Source organism: Aeromonas sp. HMWF015 (assembly GCF_963878965.1).
GTDB lineage: Bacteria > Pseudomonadota > Gammaproteobacteria > Enterobacterales > Aeromonadaceae > Aeromonas > Aeromonas veronii.
Window position 1 is genome coordinate 17,505 of record NZ_CAWNZT010000355.1, and the last position, 14,838, is coordinate 32,342.

At 61.2% G+C, this 14,838-nt stretch carries 12 protein-coding genes and 1 pseudogene; 4 read left to right on the forward strand and 9 right to left on the reverse strand.

Annotated features, from left to right (window positions below):
* From AACS18_RS23610 to AACS18_RS17855, 3 genes and pseudogenes are all read right to left on the reverse strand, one after another.
* Window positions 1-546: pseudogene (locus AACS18_RS23610) on the reverse strand (GGDEF domain-containing protein); the annotation flags it as partial.
* Between the two features lie 81 nt (window positions 547-627).
* Window positions 628-2,082, reverse strand: coding sequence for an ATPase RavA stimulator ViaA (gene viaA / locus AACS18_RS17850; protein ID WP_108612908.1), 1,455 nt, complete (start codon window positions 2,080-2,082; stop codon window positions 628-630).
* Window positions 2,083-2,091: 9 nt separating this feature from the next.
* Window positions 2,092-3,705 (reverse strand): ATPase RavA domain-containing protein, encoded by a 1,614-nt coding sequence (locus AACS18_RS17855; RefSeq protein ID WP_108612909.1) that lies wholly within the window; start codon window positions 3,703-3,705, stop codon window positions 2,092-2,094.
* Window positions 3,706-4,018: 313 nt separating this feature from the next.
* Here AACS18_RS17855 and AACS18_RS17860 point away from each other — a divergent pair, with 313 nt between their 5' ends.
* Together AACS18_RS17860 and rimI are read left to right on the forward strand one after the other, a co-directional pair.
* Entirely contained in the window at window positions 4,019-4,453 is a 435-nt protein-coding gene (locus tag AACS18_RS17860) for a DNA polymerase III subunit psi (protein WP_108612926.1), read from the forward strand.
* Window positions 4,454-4,562: 109 nt separating this feature from the next.
* A complete protein-coding gene (gene rimI / locus AACS18_RS17865; RefSeq protein ID WP_108612910.1) occupies window positions 4,563-5,012 on the forward strand; it encodes a ribosomal protein S18-alanine N-acetyltransferase in 450 nt (149 codons plus the stop codon).
* A 38-nt stretch (window positions 5,013-5,050) separates the two neighbouring features.
* Here the strand turns inward: rimI and AACS18_RS17870 are convergent, their stop codons facing one another.
* Window positions 5,051-5,554 (reverse strand): hypothetical protein, encoded by a 504-nt coding sequence (locus AACS18_RS17870; protein WP_374956617.1) that lies wholly within the window; start codon window positions 5,552-5,554, stop codon window positions 5,051-5,053.
* 227 nt (window positions 5,555-5,781) lie between these two features.
* On the opposite strand from AACS18_RS17870, the gene AACS18_RS17875 reads away from it, so the two are divergent.
* Window positions 5,782-7,572, forward strand: coding sequence for an AMP-dependent synthetase/ligase (locus tag AACS18_RS17875; protein WP_108612912.1), 1,791 nt, complete (start codon window positions 5,782-5,784; stop codon window positions 7,570-7,572).
* An 81-nt stretch (window positions 7,573-7,653) separates the two neighbouring features.
* On the opposite strand, the gene gshA is transcribed toward AACS18_RS17875, so the two are convergent.
* The 4 genes from gshA to AACS18_RS17895 form a co-directional block, all read right to left on the reverse strand.
* Entirely contained in the window at window positions 7,654-9,252 is a 1,599-nt protein-coding gene (gshA, locus tag AACS18_RS17880) for a glutamate--cysteine ligase (RefSeq protein ID WP_108612913.1), read from the reverse strand.
* 61 nt (window positions 9,253-9,313) lie between these two features.
* Window positions 9,314-12,127 carry a M16 family metallopeptidase gene (locus AACS18_RS17885; RefSeq protein WP_108612914.1) on the reverse strand — a complete coding sequence of 938 codons (2,814 nt, stop codon included), beginning with the start codon at window positions 12,125-12,127 and terminating at the stop codon, window positions 9,314-9,316.
* A gap of 27 nt (window positions 12,128-12,154) precedes the next feature.
* Window positions 12,155-12,592 carry a YqaA family protein gene (locus AACS18_RS17890; protein ID WP_005340498.1) on the reverse strand — a complete coding sequence of 146 codons (438 nt, stop codon included), beginning with the start codon at window positions 12,590-12,592 and terminating at the stop codon, window positions 12,155-12,157.
* Window positions 12,589-13,566, reverse strand: a complete 978-nt coding sequence (locus AACS18_RS17895; RefSeq protein WP_181363319.1) for an NADP-dependent oxidoreductase — start codon at window positions 13,564-13,566, stop codon at window positions 12,589-12,591. Before AACS18_RS17895 ends, AACS18_RS17890 begins: the two co-directional genes overlap by 4 nt.
* A 56-nt stretch (window positions 13,567-13,622) precedes the next feature.
* On the opposite strand from AACS18_RS17895, the gene AACS18_RS17900 reads away from it, so the two are divergent.
* Complete coding sequence (locus AACS18_RS17900; RefSeq protein WP_005308905.1) at window positions 13,623-13,790, forward strand: hypothetical protein; 168 nt, start codon at window positions 13,623-13,625, stop codon at window positions 13,788-13,790.
* A gap of 53 nt (window positions 13,791-13,843) precedes the next feature.
* On the opposite strand, the gene AACS18_RS17905 is transcribed toward AACS18_RS17900, so the two are convergent.
* On the reverse strand, window positions 13,844-14,838 hold a 995-nt coding region (locus AACS18_RS17905; RefSeq protein ID WP_374956616.1), incomplete at its 5' end, for a Preprotein translocase subunit SecY.

The following is a 14,838-nucleotide window of genomic DNA, read 5'->3' on the forward strand; positions in this document are numbered from 1 at the left end:
CCAGCCCGGAAGATCAAGAGCATCATAGATATGCAAAGCGTTCATCAGGTCTCTGAGTCCCTTGGCGGGGTGGCCCTGAAAGGAAAAGAGGGAACCTCGATAGGAGAGAGCACTTGCCTGTTGCTTGAGGGAACCGATATCACGAGCCAACGTCAGTGCCAGATCATAATCCTGGCTAGCCTTATCGTTTTCTCCGAGCAGTTGGTGAAACCAGCCGCGGCACATGAAAAAATCACTGCGGGCAAATTGATCGCCTTGTGCAGTAGCACGCTGAAGCTGTTCGTCGGCATAAAACATAGCCTGACGATACTCCGCCGTCTCGGTTGCCGATTGCAGTCTGCAGGCCAAGCGAGTTATCCGCGTCTGTTGTGCCGATGTGTAAGCGGACAAATCCAGCTTCAATCGCTGAACTCGCAAGCCCAATTCGCGATCAGAGAGGTAAGTCTGCTCCAGCGTATTGAGCTCACTCTCCAACTGAAGGGGTGAAACCGGCTCAGCCATGGTGTTCAATGCCAACAGCAGTACACAACACGGATAAAACTTCACATTTTCCCTCCATCCTTCCGCATTGGCGCCAGAATAAACTACCAAAGCAACCATCAAGCACTATTCATAACTAAAAAATAGTTAATTGTGCTGAAAGCGCCGCAGCAGCCGGCCACGCAGGCCGCAATCGAGCAGCCAGCTGTTGTCAAAGACCCGCAACAGCGCCTGCTTGGCGTGGCGGGACATGGCGACAGCGTGAAAACGGGTCTGACGCTGGCGATAGCGGTTCATCTGATCGAGCAGGGGATGGGGCAGGCTCTGGGCGATAAAGTCGGAGATGACCAGCACATCCGCCTTGGCAAAGGCGGGATCATCGAGTTTGGCCAGCGCTTTTTCCAGGCAGGGCACCAGATCGGTACCGCCGTGAAAGCTCATGGAGAGGAAGCGCTCCGCCTTGTCCAGTCCGGTATCGGCGGTGATCTCGAGGGTCGCCACCTCGGTGGAGAAGAGCATCAGGTAGCAGCCGCGCTTCTCATCCATCGCCACCTTGAGCAACGCCAGAAAGAGTGCCTTGGCACACTCCTCGGGATATCCCCCCATGGAGCCCGAAGTATCGACGCAGACGATAAAGGGGCCTCGCTGCTGCAACTGCTGCCCCCCCTGCTCCGGAGTGCGCAGCATGATGCGCTGACGCGGCAAGGTGCCTCGCGACTGGTAGCTGAGCAGACGCCGCTCCAGATAGCGGCGATAGAACTCCAGCTCCAGCTCCGGCAGCCCCAGCATCACCGCCTCGCTTGGCAGTAGCCGCATCAGATCGTTCGCCTGATGAATGCCCACCAGATCGTCCGGCACATCGTCGCTGGGAGCGGGCTCCAGCTCCAGTACCTGAACCGGCGGCACAGGTTGCTCCTGCGCCCGCCGATCACGCTCGCTGCGCCCGAGCAGACCGGCAATCTCCGCCAGCAAGGGCTCGCGCTGCAACATGCGGGCATACTGCTTGACCAGCACCAGACTGCGCTTGTGCCAGTGCCCCTGTGCCAGATCCCACAGGCCACCAGCGGAGATTTTGTTGGGATCGAGGGCATCGGCCAGAGTGCGGCTCGCCAGCAGCTGATCTTCAATCTCCTGACGCTGCTTCTCCCGCTCCGCCTCGGCGATCTGCTGCTGTAACTGCAGCAGGCTACCCACCAGACTGGCGCACCACTTGTCGATAAAGAGCTGACGCAGCCCCTCGGTGGGGTGGGCCGTCAGCTGACGCACCAAGGATCGTGCCTCCCCAGCGAAGGGGCTGTACTGCTCCAGCGACTCCAGCAGGCCGGGCAGACGACCAATCAGCTCGGTCATCGGCAGTTGCCGGTGCGCCTGATAGAGCAGGTACTCCTGCTCCAGCGCCACCGGCACCGGCTTGTGACGGATCTCCTCACCAAGCTGCTCACCCCAACTCTGCAGGCGCTTTTTCAGCAGCTTGCCCTGTAGCGGGGAGCGTTTGATAAATTCGGAAATCTTGGGCGAGGCCGCCAGCAACGCCACCACCTCTCCCGCCAGCTCACCCTCTCCCATGAGAAGGCCCAGATCCAGCATGCCGATCTCAAGCATGAGCGCTCCTTACTCGTCCAGCCTTGGCAACCGCTCGCGCCACTGGGTCAGCTCGTTGCGCAGCAGTTCGAGATCCCGGTTCAGCACAAAGAAGCTGTCTTCCACCTGCTGCAGCCAGCGCTGGGCGATAAAGAGGTGTTGCTGGTGACGCTCGAACAGGCTGCGCTGCTGTTTGAGCTCCTGCATCACCTTGCCGACCTGAACCAGCTGCTCGTCGAGCGACTGCAACCAGGGCGCCAGCACCACCTCGGGGATGGCGTTGCGCTCCATCAAAACCAGCGGGATCTGCTGGCGCTGGATATCGAGCACCTGCAGCCGCAGCTCATCGTCCAGCACCAGCTCGTAATGCCCCTCTTTCGGGTTGCCGAACTCATAACCCACCAGCGCCTCACCGGTGGGGCGCCAGTGGGAGAGCAGGGTGCGATCGAACACCAGAGTGCGGGTGAGACGCTCGGGATCGCCGCCATCCAGCGGCGCCGGGGTGAGCAGATGGAAGTGCACCTGCTTGCCAAAGGGTCTGGCATTGGCAAGCGGGATCTCGATACCCCGGGCCCGTCGGCCAAACCACTGCTTGCGTTGCCGGGCCTTTGTGCAAAGGCGTTGGGCCACGCTCTGTTTCAGCTGTTTGAACTGATCCCGCAACGCCAGCAGCTGACGGGTCATCGCCAGTTGCTGGTAGCCGTAAAGGCGGGAGAATTCGGTCATCATCTCCAGCAGGGCGGTACGGGACTCCTCGTCGTGCCAGAGACAATCCTTGAACAGCAGCAGATCTACCGGTGCGACCTCATCGCGGCCATTGAAGAAGGCGCTCGCCTTGATAAGCCGTACCGCCTTCTTCCAGCGGCGATCCGACACATAGCAGCGATGGGCCAGCTGGCTGTCGAGCTGCTGGCGCAGCTGATAGATAAGCTCGAAACAGGCATCCGGCAGGCGCACCTGTTCAATCTGGCTCTGCCACTGCTCGTACTCATCCCCCCGGATCTGCAGGGATTCCGGCAGGTTCTGGTGGGCGTGGCCATCGCTGGCCAGCATGGATTGAAAGTTGGCTTTCTCCTGCACCCGGTCCATCCAGATCCGCACCAGCATCCGGTCGTAGAGCGCTTCCAGCCCGCTGTCCTGCGCCGGCAGCTCGTTGGACGCGGTCACCAGCAAGCGCATCGGGATGGGGTGCTGGCTGTCGCCGTTGCGAAACTGCCGCTCGTTGATGGCGGTGAGCAGGGTGTTGAGAATGGCAGGGCCCGCCTTCCAGATCTCGTCGAGAAACACCACCTCAGCCTCCGGCAGATAACCTGTGGTGAGGCGCAGATATTTGCCATCCTCTTTCAGCGCCTGAATGGAGAGGGGGCCAAACACCTCCTCCGGCGTACTGAAACGGGTCATCAGGTATTCAAAGTGGCGGGCGTCGTGAAAGGCCAGCTTGAGGCGGCGGGCGATCAGGCTCTTGGCAATACCGGGTGGCCCCAGCAAGAAGACACTCTCACCGCTGAGGGCAGCCAGCAGACCGAGGCGCAGGGCATCCTGCCGTTCGTAGAGCCCTTCACCGAGGGCGGCCAGCAGCCGGGGCAATCGCTCCTGGATGGGAATAAGACGCGCAGGATTCTGGGCTTGAGCTAAAGACGACATAGAGAGTGTTCCGAAGCTGGGATGATGTTAGCCCCAAGGCGCGATATCCATTTGTTCGACCCTGGGTTTTGTCTTGTTATGATGTTTATTCTGGTATCTCTTGCCGCACAATACCCGCTTCTGGCAGGAAAAAACGCAAAGGCAGTGCGATACCATATCGGCAGCGTGCTGCGCCCATGCATAGCCAGTGTCCTGATGGCACCATGCCCGCATGCGCCAGATGATGCGTTGCAAAGGGTGCAGCAAAAGCGGTTCGAGTGTACCCTGCGCAACACAATTTTCCCCAATGCAGATCAAGAGTGAGTCGCCCCAGATGCAAGATCCCGTTCGTCAGAGCATGCTAGCCCGCATGGGCATTCAAAGCTGGCAACTGCGTCGTCCGGCATTGCTGGGCGCAGCACCCGCTCCCGAGCTTGCGCAAGATGCCACACCGCCCGGCCAGACAGCACCGGCCACCCGCGCTCCGCTGCCCAGCGGCAAACTCTGGTTGCTGGCGCCTCAGCTGCCAGCCACCACGCTGTTGGCGGATATCTGCCAACTGCTCGGCATGCCCCCCGACGAGGTCACACTGCTCAGCGAGCTGCCATCTGCCGACCTGCAAACGGCGGACGCCTCCCCCCTGCTCTGGCTGACGGAGGCCAACCCCGAGCGGCCTGATGCGCTGATCTGCCCGCTCGCCCCCAGCGCCGCGCAAAAGCGCGCCCTGTGGCAACAGCTGCGCCAGCACCTTGCGGCCAACGCGGCGTGATCCTGCATCATGCCGCCAAGACCCACTGTGATGCTGCTCTTTTTACCTGATTTTACAAATGCCGCCTCTGCCAACCCCAGTGCCCAACACCTTGCCATCCGGAGCCCCCATGCCTGAGTTTCGTACCCTGCTCGAGAGCGATTTCGACCTTGTCTATCCCATTGAGCAAGCCGCTCACAAGGAGCCGTGGAGTGAGGCCAACCTGCTCTCCTGCTTCGGTCCTCGCTATCTCAACGGCTTGATGCTGGTCGACGGTCGCCCGGCGGGCTTCTATATCTCGGATCTGGTGGCCGGTGACAGCTCGCTGATGAACATCTGCGTGCATCCGGCGTTTCAGGGCAAGGGGTTGGGACGGGCGCTGTTGCAGGCCTATCTGGCGCGCAGCAAGCAAGCCGGGGCAGAGGCCTGGTTTCTCGAGGTGCGGGCCGGTAACCAGACCGCCATCAACCTCTACGAGAGCGCCGGTTTTGCCGAATATTGCCGCCGCGCCGACTACTACGGCACCGGCAACGACAGGGAAGATGCGGTGTTGATGTCGCGACTGTTCGATTTCGGCTGATCCAGCCTGTTCGTCGCGCCCAAGCCTTTTGTCCCCCCTCAATCAAGGGGGGCGTTGTCCAGCGCCAGATCCTGCAAGGCCAGGGTGGTATGCACCACCGCCTCGAATCCGGCCCCGGAGAGCGGCATATAGAAGCCACGCTGCCAGGTTTTTCCCGGCATCCAGATCTGGTCGATATCCACCACTATCTTGATGGGTCTGAGGGGCTGGCCCGGCTGCTGAATATAGATGCCGGGCGGCGTGGCGACTTTGGGAAAGCGGCGCAGGATCTGCTCGCTGCCATCCCCCTTGCCCGGGTTGAGCCGCACTTTCACCAACCGGGCAAGCGGGCCAGCCATCTCCTTGCTCTGCCAGAATTTCTTCTCCAGATCGCCGCAGCGGCGGCACTTGGGGGTCTCCAGCACATAGAGCAGCGGATAACCCAACGCCAGCGCCTGTTGCTGCGCCTGCTGATACCCCTCGGCCCCCTGATACCAGGGATTGGCGGGCCCCTGTGATGACGTTCCGGCAAAGAACCAAAACGCAGCGCCCCCCACCACCATCAGCCCGACCGCGGCCAACGCCCCTTTCACCCACAGATTCATATCGTTAACCCTCTCTCTGCCTCCTAGCAGTATCGGCCAGTCTGAGCAAAGGGAGAGCTATTTGCGCTCTTTGTGATCCAAGACAAACAGCGAACACTTGTAAGCCGTAATGTTGGAGTTTAAACTCTAGCCCGATTTTTAGTGCCCTCGCGGGCGTACAACTGTAATTAAAGGATGTTTAACTGATGCCGAAGCTTCATCTGGTTCGACTGATGCGTGAACGTATTGCCCAGCTTGGCAACAAGGCTGCCCTGCGGGTTCAGCAAGATGGCCAGTGGCGCGCCATCGGCTGGCGTACTCTGGGCCAGGCCATGGACTACTGCGCACAGGCGCTGATCCGTGCCGGCCACCAGCCAACCGAAATGGTCGGCATCTATGCCCGCAACATGCCGGAGTGGACCCAGGCCGATCTCGGCATCCTTGCCGCCCGCGGCGTCAGCGTCCCTATCTACCCCACCAGCACACTCGATCAGCTGCGCTACATCGTCAAAGATGCCGGCATCAAGGTGCTGTTCGTTGGCGAACAACCTCAGTTCGATCAGGCGCTGACCCTGCTGCAAAACGGCGAAATCCGCCAGATCGTCGCTCTCGATGGCAACGTCAATCTGCGCGGCTGCGAGCAGGCGAGCCACTTCCAGACATTTCTGGTCTCCGGCAACCATCAGCCCAGCGAGCAGGAACTGCGCGAGCGGGAAACCCAGTACCGGATGGATGATCTGCTGACCCTGATCTACACCTCCGGCACCACAGGCGAGCCCAAGGGGGTCATGCTCGACTTCAGCAACATCGCCGCCTGTTTCGAGATGCACAACAGCCGCCTCGACCTCAATCAGCAGGATGTGTCGCTCTGCATGCTGCCACTCAGCCACGTGTTTGAGCGGGCCTGGAGCTACTACGTGCTCTATTGTGGCGCCGAGAACGTCTATATCCGCGATCCGCAGAAGGTGATGGATGTGATTGGCGAGGTGCAGCCGACCGTAATGTGCGCCGTGCCGCGCCTCTACGAGAAGGCCTATGCCATGATCCAGGCCAAGGTGGCTCAGGCTCCGGCTCTGCGTCGTGCCCTGTTTGGCTGGGCGACCAAGGTCGGAAAACAGATGGTTGCCACCCGTCAGGCGGGCAAGTCCGCTTCCCCGCTGCTCTACGGCCAGCTCTGGCTCGCCGAGCGACTGGTGTTTCGCAAGCTGCGCGCCCGTTTTGGCGGCCGCACCCGCTTCCTGCCGGTGGCGGGCGCCCGTCTGGCCGACGATGTGAACCTCTTCTTCCAGGCGATGGGGCTCAACCTCAAGTACGGCTACGGCATGACCGAAACCACCGCCACCGTCTGCTGCTACGAAGACAGCCAGTTCAAGCTAGGCTCCATCGGCACGGCACTGAACGGCATCGAGGTGAGGCTGGGTGAGAACAACGAATTGCTAGTGCGCTCCCCGACCGTGATGCGCGGCTACTACAACAAGCCAGACGCGACTGCCGAAGTGATGACCGAAGATGGCTTCCTGCGTACCGGCGATGCCGGTGAGCTCGACAGCCAGGGCAATATCTACTTCACCGAACGTCTCAAAGAGCTGATGAAGACCTCCAACGGCAAGTACGTGGCCCCGCAACTGGTGGAAGGGACCATCGGCAAGGATCGCTTTATCGAGCAGATCGCCATCGTCGCCGATGCTCGCCACTTCGTCTCGGCACTGATCGTGCCCTGCTTCGAGTCGCTGGAGGAGTACGCCCGCTCCATCAACCTGCAATACCAGTGCAAGACCGAGCTGCTGCGCCACTCCCGGGTGATGGAGTTCTTCGAAGCCCGCATCGCCGATCTGCAAAAAGAGCTGGCCAAGTTCGAGCAGGTGAAGAAGTTTACCCTGCTGCCGAGCGCCTTCTCCATGGAGCTGGGTGAACTCACCCCCACCATGAAGCTGCGCCGCAAGATCATCGAAGCCAAGTACCAGAGCGAAATCGAGGCCATGTATAACCACGTCTGATATCGCTCAGGTTCAGAGGAATAAAAAAGCCGCTCACTCGAGCGGCTTTTTGTTGGCACTTTGGTTGGTACGAACCCGCCTTCAGGCCGGGGTCTTACTGGTCCCGAAGTAGTCGGCCAGGAAGTCATCGAACGACAGGCTGTCGCTGCGCTCGCGTTCGCGCTGCTTGGCCAGCGAATCCTTCGCCTCACCGGCAAAGTAGGCCTCATCCCAGTACTGCAGCTCCCCTGCCAGCAGCTCCTCGCGATAACGGGTCGCCAGCTTGTCACCGTAGCAGCCGTTGTCCTTGCCGCTCTCCAGCAGCTCCTTGAGCATGCGGGCGGAGTAGGTGAGCTCGGGGTTGAGCAGCTTCTCGCGGTGCATCGCCAGCGTCTCGCGATAGCGGTTGCGGCCGCAGCAGCGATCCAGCAGATCGGCCACCTGAGCCAGCTCGTCGAACAGTTTGAGGCCGTACTCTTTGAGGCCAATGGCATTGCCCTGCTCATCTTCCAGCATCAGGCCGGGACGGCGCCCTTCCAGCACCACCTTGTTCTGGTTGCGGCGGTTGCGGGCAATCTCCTCGTCACTCAGCACCGGAGAGGGGCGCAGCAGGCACCAGACCAGGAACAGATCGAAGAAGCGGATCTGGTCGGCATCGATGCCGAGAGGGGTGAAGGGGTTGACGTCCACGGTGCGCAGCTCGATGTATTCGATGCCGCGCTGATCCAGCGCATCCGAGGGCTTCTCGCCGCTGCGCGGGGTGCGCTTGGGGCGGATCGGGGCGTATAGCTCGTTCTCCAGCTGCAACACGTTGTCGTTAAGCTGACGATACTCCCCATCCACCTTGACCCCGATCTTGGCAAAGTCGGGATTGTGGGTGTTGATGGCGCGGCGCAGGCTGCTGACATAGGCCGGCAGATTGTCGTGGCTGATCTTGAGCCCAGCCTGGGCGCTGTTGGTATAGCCGAGATCGGAGAGACGCAGCGCGGTGGCGTAAGGCAGATAGAGGGTGCCCTTGCCGGTCTTCTCGAACGGCAGGTTGCTCTTGCGCCCTTTGAGGAAGGATTCGCAGATGGCCGGAGAGGCACCAAACAGATAGGGCACCAGCCAGCCGAAGCGGTAGACGTTGCGAATAAGCCCCATGTACTTGTCAGAGATAAAGCGCTGGCTGCAGCATCCTTCGCACACCAGGTCCTGCCACTCGCTCCAGAAGCTGTCTGGCATGGAGAAGTTGAAGTGCACCCCGGCGATCACCTGCATCAGGCTGCCGTAGCGGTTCTTCAAGCCCTGACGGTAGAGAGTCTTCATCTTGCCGATGTTGGAGCTGCCGTACTGGGCCAGCCGGATGCTCTCTTCCCCGCCAACGAAGCAGGGCATGGAGAGCGGCCATATCCGCTCGTCACCCAGATGCTGAATCACATGGTGATGGATGTCGCCGAGCTGCTCCATCAGGCTGTCGATGGAGTCAGTGGCCGGGGTGATGAACTCCAGCAGGCTCTCCGAGTAGTCTGTGGTGATATTGGGATGGGTCAGGGCCGAGCCCAGCGCCCGGGGATGGTCACTCTGGGCGAGTCGGCCATCCGGCGTGATGCGCAGGCATTCACGTTCGATCCCGCGCCGGATCCCCTTGAGCGCGGTCAGGCGCTCCGGTGATCCCAACGCATTCAGCAACTCGGTGAGCGACAAGCTTGTTGTAGTCATATTCACGGCTCATGTGAGGCCGCCCCATCCGGGGCGGCTCTTGATTTTTATAAAGCGTCAGTTACGGCAACTGCAGCGGATAGATGGGAAGATGAAGCTCCTTCAGGGGTTTTTCAAGCTTTTGCTTGTCTCCCACCACCACGATCACCATGTCGGCCGGATTGAGCCAACGGGCGGCACTGGCCTTCAGCACCTCGGGCGACACCGTTTTGATCAAGTTGTTCTGGGCCTGCACATAGTCCGGTTTCAGGTCATACATCACCATCTGCAGCAGGAAGCCCGCCTTCTGGCCCAAGGTCTCGTAAGAGAGGGCATCCTGCTGGGAGACCGCGCTGCGCATATAGGCCAGCTCGACCAGGGTCGGGCCGCTCTTGCGGTAGTTGTCCATCTCCTTGAGGAACTGGCGGATGGCATCCACAGTCGCATCGGCCCGCACATTGGCGCCGGTGGCGAAGGTGCCCACCTCGCGGTTGGCGGAGAAACCCGAGCTGGCGCCGTAGGTGTAGCCCTTGTCTTCGCGCAGGTTGAGGTTGATGCGGCTGTTGAAGTTGCCACCCAGGTTGAAGTTCATCAGCCCGGCGGTGAAGTAATCCCCCGTGGTATCGAACGGCATGGCGCGACGACCGATGCGGATCACCGACTGGGGTGCCCCCGGCTTGTCGACCAGATAGATGCCCGGCTTGGCCTGCTCACCCTTGAGCTTGAGATCCCCCAGAGTAGGCGTGGCCCCCTTCCACTCGGTCAGGAAGCCAAGTTGCTCCTCGATCTGCTTCTGGTCCACATCACCGACCACCACCACTTTGGCGTTGGTGGGGTTGTAGTAGGCCTGATAGAAGTGCTTCACGTCCGCCAGGGTCAGCTTGGCCACATCGGCCGCTACCCCGTCGGTAGGTTGACCGAGGCGGTTCTGCTTGCCGTAGACCAGCTCGCGGAACGCCTGCCCGGCCAGCCACTCGGGCTGCTGCTGGGCCTGTTGCATCCCTTGCAGCAGCTGCGCCTTGACCCGCTCGAAGTCCGCCTCCCGCATGCCCGGACGCTCCAGCACCTCGCGCACCAGCGCTAGGGTCTGGGGCAACTTGTCCGCCAGCGAGCTGACAGTGATGAGGTTGTTGTACTGGGCACTGGAGACATCGATGGAAGATCCGAGCTTTTGCAGCTCGTCGCTCAGCTGAGCCTCGGTCAGGCGCACCGTGCCCTGCCCCATCATGGCAGCGGTCAGATTGGCCAGCCCCAGTTGCCCCTTATCTTCGGCACGAATGCCGCCCGGCAGGGCAATCATGATGGAGACGGCCGGGATCTCGTCACTCTTGGTGCCGATGATCTCGATGTTCTTGTCGAGCTTGCCGTGCCAGATGGCGGGCACCTTGACGCTCACCGCCTCGCTCGCCTTGGGCTGCACGCTGCGATCGAAATTGTCTTTTACCGGTCGTTCGGCCAGCGCTTCGTCATGCTTGCTGTAATCCGGCAGCTCGCGCTTGGCGGGGGTAAAGTTCGGGGTGGCAACCTGCCACTCGGTCTTGCCCTTGGGCACCACACTCAGCACCACCGCAGGCTTGCCGGCGATGAACTTGTCGTAGGCGGCCTTCACCTGCTCAGGTGTCACCTTGCCGATGGCATCGAGGGCCTTGAACACATAGTTGGGGTCCTGAGCAAACACCTGACCCATGGCGAGCTGGCTCACCTTGCCGGAGACGCTATCCAGACCCCAGATGGCGGAGGCACGGTACTTGGCGATCGCCTTCTCCAGATCTTCCGGTTTGAGGCCGCGCTGGGCGAACTCGCCGATCACCTTGTCCACCTCCCCCTTGAGGGTCTTGAGGCTGCCATCCTGTGACGGATTGGGATAGGCGTAGACGGTCAGGGTACAGGCCAGTTCTTCACAGTAGTGGGACGCCCCCACATCGATCGCCTTGCCGGTTTTCACCAGCGACTGGTAGAGCATGGAGCTGGCGGAACCGCCCAGCACGTCGGCAAACATGTCGAGCGCCGGCTCCTGCGGATCGCCAAGGGAGACGGTGGGGTAACTGATATAGAGCAGCGGCAGGTGCACCTTGTCCTGCAGCGTCACGTAGCGGGTCTCGGGCAGAGTCACCGGCTTTGGCGTCGGCTCGGCCACGTCCGGACCACGCGGGATGGAGCCGAAGTACTTCTCGATCCACTCGAGGGCCTGCTTGCTGTCAAAGTCGCCGCCCAGGGTCAGGGTGGCGTTGTTGGGACCATACCAGCGCAGGAAGAACTGCTTGAGGTCGTTTACATCGACCCGGTCGAGATCTTCCACGTAACCGATAGGCTGCCAGGAGTAGGGGTGAGTACGCGGATAGAGCGCCTCCCCCACCTTCTCGCTCACCAGCCCGTACGGCTGGTTATCGACCCGCTGGGCCCGCTCGTTCTTGACGGTGGCGCGCTGGATCTCGAACTTCTTCTGGCTCACCGCATCGAGCAGGAAGCCCATCCGATCCGCCTCCAGCCAGAGCACTTTTTCCAGCTGGTTGGCCGGCACAGTCTCGTAGTAGTTGGTACGATCCTTGTTGGTGGTGCCGTTCATATCGCCACCGGCCTCGTTGATGATCCGCATATGCTCCTGATCACCGACGTGTTTCGAGCCCTGGAACATCATGTGCTCGAAGAAGTGGGCGAAACCGGACTTGCCGACCGTCTCGCGGGATGAGCCGACGTGATAGGTCACATCGAGGTGCACCAGCGGATCGGAGCGATCGGGGGCCAGGATCACGGTCAGGCCGTTGTCCAGCTTGTACATCTGGTAGGGGATGGCGAGCTTGCCCTCCTCCTTGCCCTGTTCGGCGATCAGGGTCGGTGCCGCCAGCACCGGCAGGGTGAAGCCCAGCAGAATCGTTAAAGGTATGACTTTGTTCACGGTAACCTCGTGAGTGACAAAAACAGGCTAGAAAATGTGACTGGCCAGCAGAAAAACCAGGGCATAACGGAACAATTTGCCGAGCCCGATCAAAATGAGAGAGCGCCAGAAGGAGAGGCGCAGCCAACCGGCCAACAGACAGAGACCATCACCGACCACCGGCGTCCAGGCAAGCAGCAGACACCAGTGACCATGTTGTTTGAGCCAACCTAAGGCTTTTTGTTCCCCACGGCCTTGAAAATCTTCCGGTTTTTTCTTGAAGGTGGCGAGCCAGCCGAGCCACCAGGTGGTCATGGATCCGAGGGTATTGCCCAGCGTCGCCCACAGCAGCAGGCTCGCCATGCTCCACTCCCCCTTGGCCGCCATGGCCCCCAGCAGCACTTCCGAGCTGCCGGGCAGCAAGGTGGCTGAGGTGAATGCACTTAAAAAGAGCCACCCCAGCCCCATCTCGGTAATGCCATTCATCCGGGCAGACCATCGGCCGCAGGCATCCGCAGCAGCAGCTTGCCGCGCACATGGCCCCCTTCGATGGCCTGATGGGCCAGCGCCCCCTCGGCCAGGGGGAATTCACCGGCAAGGGTAACCTTTACCTCCCCCTGACGCAGCAGCATCAACATCTGCCCCAACTGCTTCAGGTCGGGGTGCACCAGCATACCGACCACTTCGATCCCCGCCGCAGCCCCAGCATCCTTGATCTGCTGGGCAGTGATGGTGGGTACCGTCACCAAGCGGCCACCCGGTTTGACACAGGCCAGCGCCGCCTTGCCACTCTCGCCACCCACCAGATCCAGCACCAGATCGACCTGACCGGCCTCTGCCACCACCCGTGCGGGCCAGTTCGCATCATGGTAATCCACCATCCAGCGCGCCCCCAGAGCATGCAGGAAGCCATGGTTGTCGGGACTTGCGGTAGCCACCACCTCGGCGCCATAGGCGCTGGCAAACTGCACCGCCAGATGACCGACACCGCCAGCCCCGGCCAGAACCAGCACTCGCTGTCCCGCCTTGAGCTCACCATGCTCGAGCAATCCCTGCCAGGCGGTGAGTCCCGCCAGCGGCAGCGCCGCCCCCTGCTGAAGGCTCACCCCGTCGAGCTTGACCAGCTCACTCTCGCTTGCCACCACAGACTCCCCGTAGCCACCGGCAGCGAGGGGAAAACCGACCATGCCGCACACCCGATCCCCCTCGACCAGCGAGGTCACGCCGGGGCCCACCTTCTCTACCACGCCGGAGATGTCATAACCCGGTGTCCAGGGCAGCTTGTCCTTGTTCTGGGCCGCCGCCCAGCCAAGACCGGCGCGGGTTTTGGCATCGATGGGATTCACCCCCGCAAAGCAGATGCGTACCCGCACTTCGCCATCGGCTGGCACCTTATCGAGGGAAGGGTTGAGCTTGAGTACCGAGGGGTCACCGAATGCGGTAATCTGTAGTTGCGTCATTGCACAATCCATCCTGTTGATTGATCAAGGGTCAACAGAATAACAGCGAGGACACCATGGCTCGAATGTTTCTTATTCCTCTGTTGCTGGCACTGGGGTGGTGGGCATTTCTGCTCTACTTCCGCATCCCGCTCAAACAGGGGGCCAAGGGGTTTTACTGGATCATCGGCATCGGTGGCGGACTGGCCGCCTTCCTCAGCCTGATGATGGTGCTGACTCACTGAGTGCCAAGCCACTCGATAACGAAAAAGGCCACCGAGTTTCGGTGGCCTTCTCACTATCCGGGTTGCTGCTCCAGCGCCGGATTGAGGTAGTAGTGTCGATTGCTCCCCTGTCCCAGCACCCCTTGCGACAGCAGATGGTGGAACACCCGGTCCACCTCCTCCAGCGAGAGTGACAGCGCCTGTGCCACCGAGCGCTTGCTGCACTTGAGCTCACCGCTCACCAGCGCACCGCGCACCTGCGCCAGCACTTCGGGGGCGGGCTCGGGGGGCATGATGGGCTCGGGCTGGGCAGCCATCGCCAACGCTGCCTGCGCCTCTCTGCGAGCTTGCTCCTGCTGCCAGCGCCACATCCGGCGAAAGCGGTTCTCCTCGCCGATCAGACTGACGAAAAAGGCACCGAACACGTCGAGCAGCACCGAGAGGAAGCAGACCAGCAGGAACTGCACCTGACTGATGCTCATCCCTACCCCGTCCGCCAGACTGCTCATCAGCCCCAGCATGGAGGATTGTTCGTTGACCGGCTTGGCATCGCGCTGCTGACGCAGCTCATCCTGCTGCAAGCGCAGCTTGGTGTTGGCATGCTGCAACGAGGAGACGCCACTGGAGATGCGCTCCAGCTCGATATATTTGCGGGCCGCCTCCTCGTTGAGCTGGATCTGCCGCTCGATGCTGGCGATCTGCTCGTCGAAACGGGCCAGCTCCCGCTCGTGGCGCGCCTGCTGGCTCAACACCGTATTGGTGGCGCTGTTGATGCCACCGATACTGCCGCCGATGGAGATGGCCGCCAGCACGCTGTAAAACAGCAACGACCAGAAAGCACCACTTAAATCCCGCCGCGCCTTGCGCTCGCCGTACTCGTACCAGACGTAAAACTTGCCCAGCTCGAAGATGATGGCCAAGCCGCCGAACAGCCACTTCATCAGCGGGTTGTCATCGATGGAGAGGAACAGCAGCAGGGAGAAGATAATGGAGGCCAGAATAGCCAACCCGGTGAAACTGTATACCGTCGTCAGAGCAAACCACCCCTTGGGGTAGCGCAATGTAGATG

Bases quoted from the DNA above. Each gene is read 5' to 3' on its own strand.
- viaA (WP_108612908.1), bottom strand. From the start codon at position 2,082: ATGCTTGAGATCGGCATGCTGGATCTGGGCCTTCTCATGGGAGAGGGT.
- AACS18_RS17855 (WP_108612909.1), bottom strand. From the start codon at position 3,705: ATGTCGTCTTTAGCTCAAGCCCAGAATCCTGCGCGTCTTATTCCCATC.
- AACS18_RS17860 (WP_108612926.1), top strand. From the start codon at position 4,019: ATGCAAGATCCCGTTCGTCAGAGCATGCTAGCCCGCATGGGCATTCAA.
- rimI (WP_108612910.1), top strand. From the start codon at position 4,563: ATGCCTGAGTTTCGTACCCTGCTCGAGAGCGATTTCGACCTTGTCTAT.
- AACS18_RS17870 (WP_374956617.1), bottom strand. From the start codon at position 5,554: ATGGTGGTGGGGGGCGCTGCGTTTTGGTTCTTTGCCGGAACGTCATCA.
- AACS18_RS17875 (WP_108612912.1), top strand. From the start codon at position 5,782: ATGCCGAAGCTTCATCTGGTTCGACTGATGCGTGAACGTATTGCCCAG.
- gshA (WP_108612913.1), bottom strand. From the start codon at position 9,252: ATGACTACAACAAGCTTGTCGCTCACCGAGTTGCTGAATGCGTTGGGA.
- AACS18_RS17890 (WP_005340498.1), bottom strand. From the start codon at position 12,592: ATGAATGGCATTACCGAGATGGGGCTGGGGTGGCTCTTTTTAAGTGCA.
- AACS18_RS17895 (WP_181363319.1), bottom strand. From the start codon at position 13,566: ATGACGCAACTACAGATTACCGCATTCGGTGACCCCTCGGTACTCAAG.
- AACS18_RS17900 (WP_005308905.1), top strand. From the start codon at position 13,623: ATGGCTCGAATGTTTCTTATTCCTCTGTTGCTGGCACTGGGGTGGTGG.